The organism is Xenorhabdus bakwenae (assembly GCF_030272115.1).
In the GTDB taxonomy this organism is placed as follows: Bacteria; Pseudomonadota; Gammaproteobacteria; order Enterobacterales; family Enterobacteriaceae; genus Xenorhabdus; species Xenorhabdus bakwenae.
This window is the reverse complement of sequence record NZ_CP119194.1, coordinates 3,841,501-3,856,564: the sequence shown is the minus strand read 5'-3', so window position 1 is coordinate 3,856,564 and position 15,064 is coordinate 3,841,501. Positions and strand designations below refer to the sequence as shown.

General features: G+C 49.7%; 12 protein-coding genes and 1 pseudogene. 10 read left to right on the top strand and 3 right to left on the bottom strand.

The window, feature by feature from the left end; all coding sequences use genetic code 11:
* Window positions 1-28: 28 nt before the first annotated feature.
* Window positions 29-1,816 (bottom strand): type VI secretion system baseplate subunit TssF, encoded by a 1,788-nt coding sequence (locus tag PXH59_RS19080; RefSeq protein WP_285809736.1) that lies wholly within the window; start codon window positions 1,814-1,816, stop codon window positions 29-31.
* A 631-nt stretch (window positions 1,817-2,447) separates the two neighbouring features.
* Here PXH59_RS19080 and PXH59_RS19075 point away from each other — a divergent pair.
* The 3 genes from PXH59_RS19075 to PXH59_RS19065 all read left to right on the top strand — a co-directional run bounded on the left by PXH59_RS19075 (window position 2,448) and on the right by PXH59_RS19065 (window position 4,240).
* On the top strand, window positions 2,448-2,588 hold the full coding sequence (locus PXH59_RS19075) for a hypothetical protein (RefSeq protein ID WP_285809735.1): 141 nt from the start codon (window positions 2,448-2,450) through the stop codon (window positions 2,586-2,588).
* A gap of 258 nt (window positions 2,589-2,846) precedes the next feature.
* Complete coding sequence (locus PXH59_RS19070; RefSeq protein WP_285809732.1) at window positions 2,847-3,716, top strand: integrase domain-containing protein; 870 nt, start codon at window positions 2,847-2,849, stop codon at window positions 3,714-3,716.
* Between the two features lie 257 nt (window positions 3,717-3,973).
* The gene (locus PXH59_RS19065) at window positions 3,974-4,240 is read left to right on the top strand and encodes a helix-turn-helix domain-containing protein (RefSeq protein WP_285809730.1); all 267 of its coding nucleotides are present in this window, start codon (window positions 3,974-3,976) and stop codon (window positions 4,238-4,240) included.
* 245 nt (window positions 4,241-4,485) lie between these two features.
* On the opposite strand, the gene PXH59_RS19060 is transcribed toward PXH59_RS19065, so the two are convergent.
* Window positions 4,486-4,731 (bottom strand): hypothetical protein, encoded by a 246-nt coding sequence (locus tag PXH59_RS19060; RefSeq protein ID WP_285809729.1) that lies wholly within the window; start codon window positions 4,729-4,731, stop codon window positions 4,486-4,488.
* An 11-nt stretch (window positions 4,732-4,742) separates the two neighbouring features.
* The gene (locus PXH59_RS19055) at window positions 4,743-6,515 is read right to left on the bottom strand and encodes a type VI secretion system baseplate subunit TssF (RefSeq protein ID WP_285809728.1); all 1,773 of its coding nucleotides are present in this window, start codon (window positions 6,513-6,515) and stop codon (window positions 4,743-4,745) included.
* A gap of 266 nt (window positions 6,516-6,781) precedes the next feature.
* Between PXH59_RS19055 and PXH59_RS19050 the strand changes: the two genes are divergently transcribed.
* The 7 genes and pseudogenes from PXH59_RS19050 (at window position 6,782) to PXH59_RS19020 (ending at window position 15,055) form a co-directional block, all read left to right on the top strand.
* Entirely contained in the window at window positions 6,782-7,183 is a 402-nt protein-coding gene (locus PXH59_RS19050) for a TIGR03757 family integrating conjugative element protein (RefSeq protein WP_285809727.1), read from the top strand.
* On the top strand, window positions 7,180-8,148 hold the full coding sequence (locus tag PXH59_RS19045; RefSeq protein ID WP_285809726.1) for a TIGR03756 family integrating conjugative element protein: 969 nt from the start codon (window positions 7,180-7,182) through the stop codon (window positions 8,146-8,148). The genes PXH59_RS19050 and PXH59_RS19045 overlap by 4 nt, the downstream gene beginning before the upstream one ends.
* Window positions 8,149-8,163: 15 nt before the next feature.
* Complete coding sequence (locus PXH59_RS19040; protein WP_285809725.1) at window positions 8,164-9,606, top strand: integrating conjugative element protein; 1,443 nt, start codon at window positions 8,164-8,166, stop codon at window positions 9,604-9,606.
* A 6-nt stretch (window positions 9,607-9,612) separates the two neighbouring features.
* On the top strand, window positions 9,613-9,948 hold the full coding sequence (locus PXH59_RS19035) for a hypothetical protein (RefSeq protein ID WP_285809723.1): 336 nt from the start codon (window positions 9,613-9,615) through the stop codon (window positions 9,946-9,948).
* Window positions 9,945-11,460 (top strand): annotated as a pseudogene (locus PXH59_RS19030) (conjugal transfer protein TraG N-terminal domain-containing protein). The gene PXH59_RS19035 and the pseudogene PXH59_RS19030 overlap by 4 nt, the downstream one beginning before the upstream one ends.
* Window positions 11,461-12,138: 678 nt before the next feature.
* Window positions 12,139-12,561 carry a hypothetical protein gene (locus tag PXH59_RS19025; RefSeq protein WP_285809721.1) on the top strand — a complete coding sequence of 141 codons (423 nt, stop codon included), beginning with the start codon at window positions 12,139-12,141 and terminating at the stop codon, window positions 12,559-12,561.
* 796 nt (window positions 12,562-13,357) lie between these two features.
* Window positions 13,358-15,055: a ShlB/FhaC/HecB family hemolysin secretion/activation protein gene (locus tag PXH59_RS19020; RefSeq protein ID WP_434223388.1), complete on the top strand. Its 1,698-nt coding sequence runs from the start codon at window positions 13,358-13,360 to the stop codon at window positions 15,053-15,055.
* The last annotated feature ends 9 nt before the right edge of the window (window positions 15,056-15,064 follow it).

Below are 15,064 nucleotides of genomic sequence, written 5' to 3'. Positions count from 1 at the left end.
ATCTCCTTATTTTTCTGTTCTTACCGCATTACATTTCACTGCGCAGGCCAAGCTGCTGTTTGAATTCCCATAACACTGTCTGCTCACCCTGCCGATAAATTTCTAACAGGATGAAATTATCCCGCACGACAAAGCACGCCAGCAGCTGGTCAACCATCCGGCAGAACTGATACATCACGCCGTCATTTTCATAACACGCCGGATCAAGGTAGATGTGCAAGGTGTTGCCATTAATCACGCGCCCCTGACCTGATTTGGTGTTGTCAAGGCGGCTGCCCGGCAGGGCGTCAATATGGACAATGCCGTTAATGTGCTGCTGCATCCGGCGGCTGAGGGCGCGATCATGACTGGCATAACAATCATATAAACGGAGAAAATCTTTCAGTGATTCGGCATGGAAAAGCAAAAATGGCGGGCAGTTTAAGAGGTTAATCAATGACCAGTCTGATTTTCCCATTACCATCGGCGGAAAATCGGGGGAAACCGGCGTGATATTGCTTGCGTATAAATGCGCGGGCACCGATTCTTGTGTCAGCGTAATATCACCGATACCCAGCTTCATGGCCTGCACATGGTAGCCGATGAAGTGGGCACATACGGACTGGGGTGACAGGGTATTCGCCGCTTTCCCATCCATCCCGAAAAAGTGTATCTGGTTGTGAATACGCCCCAGTAAATCGTCGGTTATCAGCGACTGAAAATAGACGTTATCGGGTTCCCCGACATCCAGCAGCCAGTCGTTTTTGGCGTGAAACTGGCTAATGGGCAGAAAATGACAGGGCTTGCCACGCGGCGCGTTTCCCTGAGCATTTTTCTCACCCGGTTGTTTCGCGGTTTGGATGTTTTTAACACGAAAAAGCCGCTCCGTTTCGGCCAGCGGCAACGGATAACACGGGTTATCGGGCGTGAGTGAAACAGGCGGGCTGACCATCGACATCAGATGCACCGCCGGGACACAACCCAACTGAAAGGCATCGCCCAGCTCATCGATTGGCAGCTCGCCTTGCAGTCGGATAACCAGCTCACAAGAACTATCTGGGTTTAATGCCAAATCGCGTTGCTCATTGATAGCTAACGTCATAAAGTTAAACACATGAGGCAGGCAATAAAACTCAGTCATCTGTTGCAGACGAGCGAACAGCAGGTTTTCCGTGGGCAACAGGGGCTGCCGTAAATTCTCAGCCCAGCCCAGAAACTGACTGTTTCGGAGTCTTTTTTCATCCTCTGTCGTGCGTAGGTAGACCTCATCAATGTGCGCATCCAGCCACAAACTTAGTTGTGCCGCCCGGTGTGGATCGGTGCCCAGAAAGAAATACAGCTTTCCACCTGACCAGGCTGCCGAGGTATTTCCTGTCCGGTGCAGCGTCAGCACAATATCACTGTATTCCCGTGTCTTTTGGATCTGTTTATCCCGCACCACAAACGGCTCGATATGCAAAGGGCGGCAGGTGTGAAACGGTAAATTTTGCTCCCGCTCAGCAGCCGTAATCGGTGTGCCTTGCGGGATATCGACCATTCCTTGATGCACGCCCTGATGGGGCGTGAATTGAATGATGGCCGCCGGGGGTACAGGGCGCAGGGCATGAGGCCAGATGCCCCCCAACACTTCATGGGTGATTTGCGGAAATTCATCTTCAATGGTGCTGCGCATATTTGAAGACAGCAGCGAAAAACCTTCCAGTAAACGCTGAATATCCGGATCATTGGGATGCGCCAGAAACTGGGCTAAATGCGGATTTTCGGCGGCGACGAGTTTCATCATTTCGCGCAGATAGGTCAGTTCTTGGAGATACAGAGACTCCTTTTTATTTTTCACTTTGCTCTTTCCTTGCACAAGCATTCAGATGAACAATCTATCGGCATTTAATTGAAAACCTTTATCAATAACAAAGAAACCAGGATTAAATGGGCTATTATAGGGAATTTAACATTAATTAAATTAATAAACCTTTGATTTTTGTCTTACATAACAAAATTTTTTAAAAAACAGACTAAATACCCCTTTGACCCTGTCCGGCTAAACCGTTAATATCTTATCTGTACCTTAATGATCTTATCGCCTGTAAAGATCGCTTTCGGGTGGCGAAATAAAACTCCCGTAGCCTGAAAGGGAGTGTATGCAATGCGGTACATCTGCGCACCTTTGGAAGCAGATATTGTCAGACATAAACCCCTTGTCTGGCGATGAAGGTTTTTAAACTAAAAAATACACCCAAAAGGTGTTTTTATATTGCCAATCAAGTGTAGTGAACATTAGATCATGCACTTATCTTTCATATCAACATGAAGCCTATTTTCCTTTATCTTCAATGAACAACAGGATGGCTTTCGTGCATCCGATTCATTTTTCTCACTATTCCAGTTTGAAATATTCAGCGAACTGCTTTCTACACCTAAACAATTAACTCATTGCTACCGTTTGACACTGAACCTTGCGGCGTTTTGCTGTGCCTGTGGGCATTTCAGCGCTTGTACGACTTTTGCTGACCGTTCGCGGAACTCAAGGCGTCACTTTTTGCCGGTTTACCGCTGAAAGTGACGCCGCAGCCAAAGAACAATCGAACCCTGACAGGCTCACGCCTGCTTAACCACTCAGTGAATCTGACACTGCATTTTTAGATTGAAAAAGGAGAACTTGACGATATCGAGGCTGGCTTTTTGCCGGTGGGGATGACCTGCACACGCAGGCGGCAGTACCGTGTACTCAACCGATACCCCGCAATACCTCAACCTGCGTTCACTCTGGCGCACAGATATTCGTCAAAGGTAAAGCAGGCATTGCCTGTTTTGCCACACTGTCGCGCGCCAGAGATCGCATGTTGTCAGGTATCAGCAAGGGGAAGCCAATGAGTCGATTGATTAAAGAATTAAAATTTTTTGCCCGGCAAGGTGGTGGCAGTCATAAGACCTGCCATGACCGTATTCGGATCGCAGGACGTTTGGGCGCGTTGTTATTGAGTCTGAATATTCAGGTTAAAAACCTTAATAATTTGAAAGCCAAACATGTAGAACAGTATGTTAGTGCCCGTTTATCTCAGGGGATTGCCAAGCGAACGGTGCAAAATGAAATGGCCGCACTGCGTAATATTTTTCGCATGGCAGGCCGGGAGAAGCTCGAAACCTCGCCGCGCTTGAGTAATCAGGCATTGGGATTAAGTGGAACCAGCCGCGCCGGAACGAAACAGGCGATCCCTGATGCCACGTTTCAGGTTGTTTATCAGACAGCACTTGAACGTGATGCCGGATTTGCCGTCACACTGAAACTCGCCCGATTGCTGGGGCTTCGTTCTCAGGAAGCGGTGCAATGCAGTGCTTCATTAAAAAGCTGGCGCAAACAGTTAGAACAACCAGAGCCAAAACTGCATGTTGTTTTCGGTACAAAGGGCGGTCGGACAAGGCAAACCCGTATCTTGAATGTTGCGGCGGTGAAAGAAGCTGTCGGGCAGGCTATTGCCATTGCAGAACAACGAGGCGGCAGGTTGATTGATAAGCCGGATCTCAAGCAGGCCATGAACTACTGGCGGGCACAGACCACAAGAATTGGTTTAACAGGCTGCCATTCTCCCCATAGTTTGCGCTATGCGTGGGCGCAGGATGCGTTGGCTTTTTACCAACAGAATGGTTTTAGTCGTCAGGAAGCAAGGGCACTGGTTTCAATGGATTTGGGTCATGGCGATGGCCGCGGGCGTTATGTTGAAAGGGTTTATAGCCGTTAAACTTAGTTGTTTAGTTATTGAGTCCAATAAAACAATCAGTTAAAGTATTCCTGCCATTGGCAAATACCAATGGTCAGGGATTTGCACCCCTGAGTATCCAAACACTGGTAGGATGTTTCTGCCAGTGCGTTTGCTATCGCCCTTTCAATGGCGGTTCAGGCGGGGGAGACTTCGGTCTCGCCGGTGGATACTCCGGTAGTGCAAACCCCGTCTGAATCGCCACCATCAATATTAATGAATGGAAAGGGGTAGCAGGAATGAATGACAACGTCAGAAATGACTGGCATCAGGCCGATATCATCGCAGCATTGCGTAAACGTGGTACAACCTTAGCGGCGCTCTCCCGTGAGACGGGACTCAGTTCATCAACCCTAGCCAATGCACTCAGCAGACAGTGGCCTAAAGGCGAATGGATAATTGCGAACTATCTTGGCATTCATCCCTCAGAAATCTGGCCCAGCCGCTATTTTGATAAACAGGGTCAACTGATTGAGCGTAAGGTTCGCAGTAAACCACAGGAATAACCCGCTGTAATTTGTGAACGATGTCGTAAAAATGAATATTTTTTATCTCAAGCCCTGAGCGTAAAATGGCAGCCAAATTTAACCATTTTTAACCCTCACGGCTTTTTTTCTTCAAAATGATTGAAAATCACACAATTAATGATATAAATAATAAAAATCAGCCATATATGAAAAAAAGTAAACAAAAAAATCTTGGGGCATTAAAAGGGGCATAAAAGGGCGGTAATATAATATATCTTTTATATTCAATTAATTATACTTATCTCCGATTCCTGCATCAACAGCGCGGTTAAATCGATTTCCGGCTTCGGGATAAAGGGATTGCCGGGCAGGGACTGAACCAGCGTCAGGTTCAGGGTAAACAACTCGGAAAGCCCTTCCCGCAGGGAAAAATCGGCTACTGCAAATGTGCCCTCAGGTAACCCTCCTATCTGGCAAACAAAACGTAATCCACTTTTTAGCATGATTGTGTCCTTCATTTTCGGTTTCATCTCATATCTCATTACATTTCACTGCGCAGCCCGAGTTGGTGCGGAAATACCCATAACGCCGTCTGTTCATCCTGCCGATAAATTTCCAGCATGACGAAGTTATTCCGGACAACAAAGCTCGCCAGCAGTTGGTCGATCACCCGACAGAACTGGTACATGATGCCGTCATTTTCATAACAGGCCGGATTAAGATGCACATGCAGGGTGTTGCCATTAATCACGCCCCCCTTTCTCCCCGGACCGTGGTCAAGACGGCTGTCAAACCGGGCGTCCAGATGCACAATCCCGTCAATATGTTGCTGCATCCGGCGGCTGAGCGCACGATCATGTCCGGTATAACAATCATACAAACGCAGAAAATTTTTCAGGGACGCGGTATTGAAAAGCAAAAACGGCGTGTGGTTGAGCTTATCAATCAGCGCCCAGTCTGATTTTCCCATCACCATGGGCGGAAAATCCGGTGACACGGGGGTGATATTGCTGGCACGCAGATGAGAAGGCACCGATTCCTGGGATTCGGTGATAGTCCCGGGTTCCAATGTCATGGCCTGCGTATGGTAGCCGATGAAGTGTGCACAAACCGGCTGGGATGGCAGTCTGGTGGCCTCTTTTCCGTCCGCCCCCAGAAAATATATCCGGTTCTGGATACGCCCAAGCAGATCGATGGAGAACCGGGGCTGGAAATAGAGATTATCGGGTTGCCCTTCATCACGCAGCCAGCCACTTTTCTCGCAGAACTGAGTCACAGGCTGGAAATGCAGGGCTTGAGCGTGAGATTGTTTTCCGCCGGGTTGTCTGGCCGTTTGGACACCCTGTAACCGGAATAACCGCTCAGTCTCTGATAAAGGAAGGGGATAATGCGCGTGATTTTCCGCCAGCGGGATCGGCGGGCTGACCATCATTTCCAGATGCACAGCGGGCACACAGCCTAACTGGAACGCATCGCCCAGTGTCTCCAGCGGCAGTTCGCCTTCCAGCCTGAATATCAGCTCAAATGACCCGTCGGGGTTTAACGGCAACTCGCGGTAATCCCGCGCATCGACGGTCACAAAATCAAAAACATGAGGCAGACAGTAGTATTCCGTCATCCGTTGCAGACGGTCAAAATGGTTATTGTTTGTGGGCAGTATACTGTGATGGTCATGAGCATCACATCCGTACAACTGGCTGTATCTGAGCCTTTTTTCTTCGTTTTGCGTGCGCAGGTAAATATTATCGAGATGCCGTTCCAGCCACAGACTCAGCTGAGCTGCCCGTTCACGGTCTGTGCCGAGAAAAAATTGCAGTAATCCCACCTGCCAACGGTCTGAAGCCACGCCCGTTTGGCGCAATGCCACAATGATCTCGCTGTATTTCCGTGTTTTTTGGATCTGCTTATCCAGGACAATAAAAGGCTCAATATGCAGGGGACGGCAGGTGTGAAACCGTAAACTGTGTTCCCCCTCAGCGGGGGTTACCGGTACGCCCTGAGGGATATCGACGGCACCCTGATGAACGCCCTGATGGGGCGTGAATTGGATGATGGTCGTCGGTGGCACAGGGCGCAGGGTATGCGGCCAGATGCGCTCCAGCATTTCATGGGTGACTTGCGGAAAGCTGTCTTCAACGGTGCTGCGCACATTTGAGGTTAATAATGAAAAACCCTCAAACAGGCGTTCAATATCCGGATCATGAGGGTTATTCAGAAAAGGTTCCAGATGCGGAAACTCCGCTGCCATCAACTTGGCTTTCTCACGCAAATAGGCCCGCTCTTGCAGGTACAGCGATCCCTTATTGTTTTTCATTGATTGCCATCTCTTATGTTAAGACGAATAATTAATCGGCATTTTTTTGAGGAAGTTTATATTAAATGAAGATGTTAAAAGAAAAGGTTGCCTGTTACACAAATTGATTAATTAAAAAGGTTAATCTCATTATTTTTTATAATACAGGGGGAATGGGATGGGCGGTGTCGGTTCTTTTTTGCCACAGGCAAAAAAGAATTGTTTGCTGACTTATCCGGATTTTTTCCGCACGCTTTCCGTCTGTGTTCAGAGACGGGCAGGTGGGAATGAGAAAGCGCTGTACCTTATTATTCTGGCTGGGATGGATGCTCGCATCAGCGGGTCAGGCCAAAACGGTGATTTATACTGACAGTCAACATCCTCCCGTCAACCTTTCCCCGGACACACAAATTGTCTGGCTGGAGGCGGCTGAACAACATCAGAGACAAATCTTCGCCCACCTGTCTGCCGACCCTCAACAGGCTTTGATGCAGGCACAGGCGATACTGCAATCTCCCCAATGGCATCAGCAGGAACAACAATTTATTAAGACTTACCGTGCTGTTGTTGATGCCTGGCAATTGGGGGTGCGAAAATATCCCGCTGTCGTATTTGATGATCGTGAAGTGGTGTATGGCACGGCGGATGTGGCAAAAGCGAATGCACTCAGGGAGCAGAATCACCCATGAGTATTCAACATATTACTTTTCCTGTCGTCATCACTTTGATAACCGCGTTTGCTCCGGTTGCGCAGGCCTCCCTCAACACGGCTCAAATTGTTGCCAGCAGCCTCTCGCCATCCTGTATTCAGTGGCGGGTCAGCGGCATTTGTTACTGGCTGTTTTGTTCCTGGCATGGTTGCACGGTAAAAACCTCGGTTAAAGTCACCCACTATCTTCCCGAAGCGGTCGTGTCCACCTATCATGCGCCCGGCGGCAATCCGTGGTCAGAAATGGCCGAGGTCAGCCGGTTATCCGGCGGGCTGGAAAATGCCGTCACCGGGGCGTTATCCCACCTGAGTGCCAGTGGCGGTAATCACAATACCCAAATCGCCGGGCAACGGCGTACCAGTCTGCGCTTTAAATATGCGGATGCCATCGGGCATCCCGCTACCAGTCTGATTGGCGGACAAATCCCCGGTTATTCCTGCCGCAGTGCGGCCACCCCGTTGATACCTTATTTTCTCAGTACACTGGATACGGTCGCGTGGCGCACCGGGTTGCCGGAGTCGTTCTACCCGGAAGCGCTTATTCCCGGTCAGCGGGAGCTGGGTAGCCAGATGGCCGCCAATCTGTGGGGCACTGTTTACCCGCGCTCAGGCTTTGTCACTCAGACCGATGATGACAAAGCGTCTGCCGTGGTGGCGCAGCGGGTGGCGGATATTATCACCCGTGCCGGGCAGCCGCATGTTTATCAGGCATTAAAAGGTCAACGCGCTGACGGTTATTGGCCACCCGAACCGGTAACAGAAAATACCGGCAAGAAAAATCACCAGTGGCAGCGGTTATCACCGCAGTTAAGCCCGTCCTGCGCGGTGTTTCCTGACGGAGAGCATACGGCTGCGGTCAATGGCAATCAGGCGTATGCCCTGTGGCAACCCTACAGCTGCTGCCAACGGCGCGGGCAGCGTTTTCTCGGCAGTACGGATATCTGAATAAGGAAATGAACAATGACGAGAATAAACAGGTTATTGCTGATATTGGGCGGACTGGCAACCGCATCTGTACAGGGTAATACGCCGGTGGTGTCCCTCTCATTACCGCAGGTGAATATGAATAACAGTGTGCTGGGTTATGGAGCTGAGGCCAGTGGTGCTGTCTCCGATACGCTGTTTTATACCCTGGGTGGCGGTTCAGTGATTTCACAACCGGCCACCCGCAGTTCCCTGACCAGACTGGGCGGGCTGGAACTCGGCTGGAGTTCCGATTTGATGTGCGGCAATTTTGATTTGAAAACCACCATCGGTAACCAGCTGAATGGTATCACGGCGGGGTTTAAGAACCTGATGAGTGATGTCATTCAGGGGGCAACCGGCGCAGTGGCCAGTCTTCCTGCCATGGCAATCCAGCGTGCTAATCCCGGTCTGTATGACATGCTGACCAATGGCGTTTTACAGGCCAATGTGGCGTTCGATAAGGCCCAGTTTAATTGTCAGAACATGGCGAAGCGGATGATGAATTTTGCTGAAAACAGTAAATGGACACAATCTGCTGCTCTGCAGGAGTATAAAACGCTGGTTAACAGCGGGGATGCGGATGCCGTAAGAGTCAATAATGCCGGCGCCAAAACCACCGGCATGGGGGGACATCAGTGGATTGGTGGCAAAAAGCAGGGCGGCAGGGGGCAGAATGCTATCCGGCCCACCCGTGATTTAGCCAGCGCGGGTTTTAATATGATGAATAATCAGCCCGTGCTGAGCCAGTCTTCTGTTCGCCTGAAAGATTGTCAGGGGGGTGCCTGCACCAAATTCAAAAATGCCACTGAAGCGGCGGAAGCGGTGGTAAACGTGCTGGGCGACCGGGCTATCCGTACCTGTGGCAATGCCGCAGAATGCACCAGCGGTGGGGCGTCCCAGCAACCGGGCGCAACGGTGGCCGGCACCGGCTTTGCCCCGATGCTGGAAGAGAACACCAAAGCCAATATTGAACAGCTGGTGAAACTGGTCAATGACACCGAAAAACCGACAGCTGCCAATCTCGCTAAGCTGAAAACCGGCAGTCTGGCGGTAACCAAAGGTGTCATTCAGGCGTTACAGCGAGACCCGGACAGTGCCGCATTAACAGTCCGTCTGGCGGGAGAACTGGCGATGGCGGAAACCACTGAAACGGCCTTGCTGATGCGGCGGATGCTTATCACCGGGATGTCCGAACCCAATGCCGCTGCGCAACCGGACGCATTCGCCGAAGGGGAACGGCGGATTGAGGCGCTGGACAGGGAAATCACTGCATTAAAGAATGAAATGCAGCTGAAACGGGAACTGTCCCGCAACGCCATCCTGACCATTATCGAGCGGGACACCCAGCGCATTAAAACGCATCCGCAAAAACAGGTACCGGACAGCACCGATGCGCGGTTTTATCAGCTGGAAGTGCCCCACAGTGAACGGCGGTAAGGTGATATGGCAGCGATGATCCCCACATTGAGAAAAGGTGTTGTGCGATTACTGATTATCGCTTTGGTGATGGTTATCACGTTAGCGACAGGCTGGCTTGGGCTGCAACAGGCAGAAAACCTGACTCAGCTTCACCGCTGGATAACCGACACCGGGGAATTCTGGTTAATCTGGCGGTTATGTCTGTATGCCGTACTGGGCTGGGGCAGCCGGAAAATCTGGCGGCGGACACAACATCAGAAGACACATCGTGCAACTTTAATTCGAATGCTGGTCGTCAGTCTGATGTTCATTTTACTGTGTGAATACGCCCTGTCAGGGAATAGCGGAGAAACCCGATGACCACCAACAGCTATCTGGAATACTTTCTGACCCTGCTCGGCTGGGTGGTTAACAACGGGTTATGGCAAATTCTGATTGCGACCGGGCTGTTTTACGGCGCCTTTAGTGATAAAGGTGATCGCCGTCTGGCTGAAGGTGAGAGAATGTAGTGAAGACGACGGCAATGGCGGGTTACAATCACTTGCCCGGATTGAAAATACCCTGTACTGCGCCTTTTTCGTGATGGTGGTGTGCTGTGTTCCACTGGTGAATGTCAGCCTGACCACCCTCCAGTATGACCCGTCCCGCGCCAAAAGCTGTGGCACCTGGACGCCCAAAGCACCGGACAAAAGTGGTTATGCCCCGGCGATGTCCAGCCTGAATAACCAGACGGCTGCCGTGCCGCTCTGGTGGGCGGTGGTACACCGGTTGTCAAAAGGATTCACCCAGGCAGCCGTTGCCTCCATCCCCTGCCGCCCGGATCTGCGGCAACTGCGCTTTGAAGTGCAGCACACCCGCATCAGTAATCCGGCACTGGCAGCGGAGTTGCAGGATTTCACCCACGATTGTTATGCGCTGGCATTGTATCAGTGGAAACTGCGGGATCAGGGGCAAACCACCGACGACACCAGGCTGAATGATATCGACTGGCTGGGCAGCCGCACGTTTTTAGCCGGTGATTATAATACGCTGCAATCCCGAACGCCCCGTACCTATTTCCCGTGGAGTGAGAGCCGGGACAGTGGGCGGCCGTATACCGGGCAGGGCGGTTATCCCACTTGCAAAGCCTGGTGGTCAGCCGCCAAAACCGGGCTGAAAGACCGGGTACTGGCGCAGGCCGATCCGGGATTATGGCTGCGTCTGTCAGCCACCCTGAAAATGCTGGGCAAAAATACACAGGAATATCAGGAAGCGGTGCTCCGCCGTCTGGTCAGCCCGGTAAACCTGACGGTTTCTCAGGAAGGGTATGTTTACGCAGGCTATGGCGGCAATGCTGATCCTACCTTGTTGGATGCGGGCAACCGGGTTGGTGCTTCTGCGGGGACTTTATTGGGCGGATTACTCGGTATGCCGGTGTTTGATGCGGTGCGTCAGGCACTGCCGATGATGCAGGCGGTGATCCTGATGGCGTTGTATATCCTCATCCCGTTGATCCTGCTGTTTGCCGCCTATGAATTTAAGACGGTACTCACACTGACGTTCGCCCTCTTCGCATTGAATTTTCTGACTTTCTGGTGGGAAACCGCTCGCTGGCTGGACAGCTATTTACTGGAAGCCCTGTACGGCTCAGACACCCACAGCCTGTTGAATCTGGCAGGGTTTCAGAATACCTCGGATGATTTGATTATGGGACTGGTGATGGGCACGTTGTTTATTGTCCTGCCGATGGTCTGGCTGGGGGCACTGGCCTGGGCCGGTGTACGGATGGGTGATATGGCAGGCATGATGAGCCAGGGCGTGGGACAGGTCAGACAATCCGCCGGCATGTTCGGGCAGATGGTGATGCAGAAGCTGTTGTCCAGAGGAAAGTAGTCAAATAGATGTTTAAAACTTAAGGGATAGAACGCTATCCCTTAAGAATAGTTTGAATTTGTGTGAGCTTGATTTTTTCCTCCTGTTTAACCTGTTCATAGTTGTTTCGATAACTAATATAAGTATATTGTCGCATTATTGTGTTAATTTATGGCCTTCTAAAGTTAGAGTTTTCATTCACATAATTAGCGAAATATTCATGATCTATGTCACAAAAAAAGTAAATTATTTAATGCCATTTCATTCAGTGTATCTTATATTAAAGACGTATACTGACATGTTCTATCACATCAATATCCTCGTTTCTGGTAGTAGACGATTTTAATAATTTGTAGAAGCCACAGTGGTCGCAACCATTGTGGCTTCGTTAATTATTATAATGAAAATCAATAATTCGTAAAAATAGTTATCCAATTTTCGAATTTGGTTAGATGTCTTATTTAAATGACCCTATAAAATTACGAATCACGCTCAAGCTCTGTGTGTTGCGCTGAGTATGAAATTTAATGTATTGCAATTAGAAAAGATAACTTAACCAAAGAGTTCAGTGTGTTTTTAAAACTTATACCTAACGGATTTAACTTAAATGTTAAGTTTACTTTTTTCGTTATTGAATTAATAATGAAAATAGTTAAATTAGAGCGCATTTAAGTGTTATAAAATGGATTAGAGAAAGCAATGAACGACACCGATGAAAACGATAACAGCAAGAAAAATAAAAAATATGCTAATTATTTTATTCCTTACAAAACTACGTATGATTTACGTTTAAGTAAAAGAGAACCAAATTTAATAAAGATACTGATGCAGGTTCAAGGTTATGAATATGGTTTTTTTACCGTATTAGGTGTCCGCCCATTATCTCAACGAAGTGACAGAAAAAATAGTGCTATCTATGTAGTCAGGTGTCGGTGTGGTAAATATGCTGTCAGAACATTAAAAGCAATCAAAAATCCTGGCAACGTTAATGATATGTGTGAACATTGCCATCATCTATTTAATCTCAGGCGTAAAGAAATTTTTCGCACGACAGGAAAAGATGTGGATTTGTCAGAACTAACAGGAATTCAAGATAAAAATCCTTTAGACATTAAAGAATAAGGAAACAGTGTCGCACCTTGGAATTGAATGTTCGGGGTACACCTTATTCTATACGTGAGAGCAGCCCATATATCGTCTCAGTTATTAAACTGCAAGCGGTATTTCTGCATTAAATAATGTTCCTGATTTTATCACGTCATAGGTTAATCGTAAGCGCTTACGCATCACTACATTTTCAGAGAGAACGCCAGACAAACATTTTTGGACATAAACTACCGCAATACAAGAAGATCACTGGTGCTCTACTCTACTTCAGGTACGGTTCTGTGAGGGCCTGGAGGGGAAGTGCCTCCGGGCTACTCAACCAGCTATCCGGTTACTACCCCAATTAAGTCATCAAAACTGTCGAGTTTCGAGAATAGTTGGAACACCAGTTCCAACGCTAAATATCATGCGTTAATCCGTATCAATCCTGGATTGAGTATTTCCTGGCGTACGATATTTTTCGAACTCTGAGACGCCCTCTTTTTGTCATAAAGAGGGGGATCGTTGTCCCGTCAGAATACTCTGAAAAAAAGTGCCATTTATTACTTTTCCTCATCATATTTGGTGGGCTTTTGTTTTTGCAGCAGGAAAAATGCAGATGAATATGCTTAATGTTATCCCTGATATGTTTAATTAATGTTAATTTATTGCCGGTTTGTTGCGTGATTACAGTAGATTAGTCTAAAGTCCCGTTTTTTTGATCATCTGTCGATCGGGTTGATTGAAAATAAAACAATTTCGACCATAATACCCTGTCTCCTGTTTATCCCAAAATCATTCAATAATCATTAAGTATCAGACGGATTCAATGATGGCAACGGTAACGCGCAGCAACCTGTTCGCAGGGTTGGCCGGATGGGCTGTATTGGCTATTCACCCTGTGCAGGCAGATGACCAACCCTTTATTCATCAAAAACAGCAGCAACAGGCACTGGAACAGCGTCTGGAAGCCAGGGCACCGACGGTGCGGCTTTCGGATGAAACGGTATCCCCATCTGCATTGAAATTTCCCCCCGAATCGCCCTGTTTTGTGATCCATCACGTGACGCTGTCCGGTCAGGCCGCGTTGCCGCACTGGGTGCCATTGCAACGGCTGGCGGATCAGGCCAACGGGCACTGTCTGGGGGCGCAGGGGATTGGCCTCCTGATGAGCACGATGCAGAACCGATTGATTTCCCACGGTTGGGTGACCACCCGCATTCTGGCACCGGAGCAGGATCTGAGTCAGGGCGAACTGAAACTCAATGTTGTCGCCGGCAAAATCCGGCAGGTGCGCTATACCGAGGAATCGGATACATACGCGACACTGTATACCGCGATGCCGGCCCATGACGGCAATGTATTAGATCTGCGCGGTATCGAACAAGGTCTGGAGAATCTCCAGCGCATCCCCAATGTTCAGGCCTCCATGGAGCTGGTGCCGGGTGAGCAGCCGGGGGAAAGTGATATCCTGATTAAACGCCAGCAGTCGCGTTTCTGGCATGTCGGGGCCTGGGTCGATAACAGTGGCACTAAAACCACCGGGCAGACGCAGGGCGGGCTGATGCTGGCGCTGGATAACCCGACGTCGCTGAGCGACCTGTTTTATCTCTCCCTGAGCCGGGATTTGGCGTTTTCCCACCGCAAGGACTCCACCAACTATACCGCGCATTATTCGGTGCCGTTCGGTTACTGGCAGTTTGCGGTCACCGGCAGCAAATACCACTATATGCAAACCGTACCGGAACTCAACGGGGATGCCCGATATCGCGGAAAAAGCCGCAGCCTGAACGCGCAATTAAGCCGTGTCCTGCATCGTAATGCCCGTTCAAAAACCACATTAACTTATGGTGTGAATGTGCGTGAAACCCGCAATTTCATGAAACAGACCGAAATTGATAACCAGAAACGCCGCACCAGCAGCTGGAGCCTGGGGCTGGATCACCGCCATTATATCGGCACCGCCGTACTGGATGCCGGGGTGCGTTACCAGCAAGGCACCCGCTGGTTTGGGGCGCTGCCTGCCTGGGAAGAGCGATACAATAAAAGCGATCCCTATTATGTCACGGCAAAATCAGAAATTGTCCAGTTATCGGTGGCACTGAATACGCCCTTTAAGCTGGGCCGCCAGTCCTTTCAGCACAAGGTTGAATACCAGAAGCAATGGAGTCATACCCCGCTGACACCGCAGGATCAGTTCAGTATCGGCAGCCGCTGGACGGTGCGCGGCTTTGACGGGGAACGCACGTTGAGCGCCGATGAAGGCTGGACGCTGCGCAATACCCTGTCATGGCAGACCCCGTTGCCGGATCAACAGCTTTATCTGGGGGCGGATTACGGCCGGGTCGGCGGACATGGGTCAGAAACGATTATCGGGCGCACACTGGCCGGGGGCGTTGTCGGTCTGAAAGGCCATATCCGCCCGGAAAATCTGGCCTATGACGTGTCGGTCGGTACGCCGTTTTCCAAACCGGAGGGGTTTAAAACCGACGCTGCCCACGTCAATTTCAGCCTGAACTGGCAGTACTGAGGGGGGACA

Excerpts from the sequence above, each read along its gene's own strand:
- PXH59_RS19070 (WP_285809732.1), top strand. The coding sequence starts at position 2,847 with ATGAGTCGATTGATTAAAGAATTAAAATTTTTTGCCCGGCAAGGTGGT.
- PXH59_RS19065 (WP_285809730.1), top strand. The coding sequence starts at position 3,974 with ATGAATGACAACGTCAGAAATGACTGGCATCAGGCCGATATCATCGCA.
- PXH59_RS19060 (WP_285809729.1), bottom strand. The coding sequence starts at position 4,731 with ATGAAACCGAAAATGAAGGACACAATCATGCTAAAAAGTGGATTACGT.
- PXH59_RS19055 (WP_285809728.1), bottom strand. The coding sequence starts at position 6,515 with ATGAAAAACAATAAGGGATCGCTGTACCTGCAAGAGCGGGCCTATTTG.
- PXH59_RS19050 (WP_285809727.1), top strand. The coding sequence starts at position 6,782 with ATGAGAAAGCGCTGTACCTTATTATTCTGGCTGGGATGGATGCTCGCA.
- PXH59_RS19045 (WP_285809726.1), top strand. The coding sequence starts at position 7,180 with ATGAGTATTCAACATATTACTTTTCCTGTCGTCATCACTTTGATAACC.
- PXH59_RS19040 (WP_285809725.1), top strand. The coding sequence starts at position 8,164 with ATGACGAGAATAAACAGGTTATTGCTGATATTGGGCGGACTGGCAACC.
- PXH59_RS19035 (WP_285809723.1), top strand. The coding sequence starts at position 9,613 with ATGGCAGCGATGATCCCCACATTGAGAAAAGGTGTTGTGCGATTACTG.
- PXH59_RS19025 (WP_285809721.1), top strand. The coding sequence starts at position 12,139 with ATGAACGACACCGATGAAAACGATAACAGCAAGAAAAATAAAAAATAT.
- PXH59_RS19020 (WP_434223388.1), top strand. The coding sequence starts at position 13,358 with ATGGCAACGGTAACGCGCAGCAACCTGTTCGCAGGGTTGGCCGGATGG.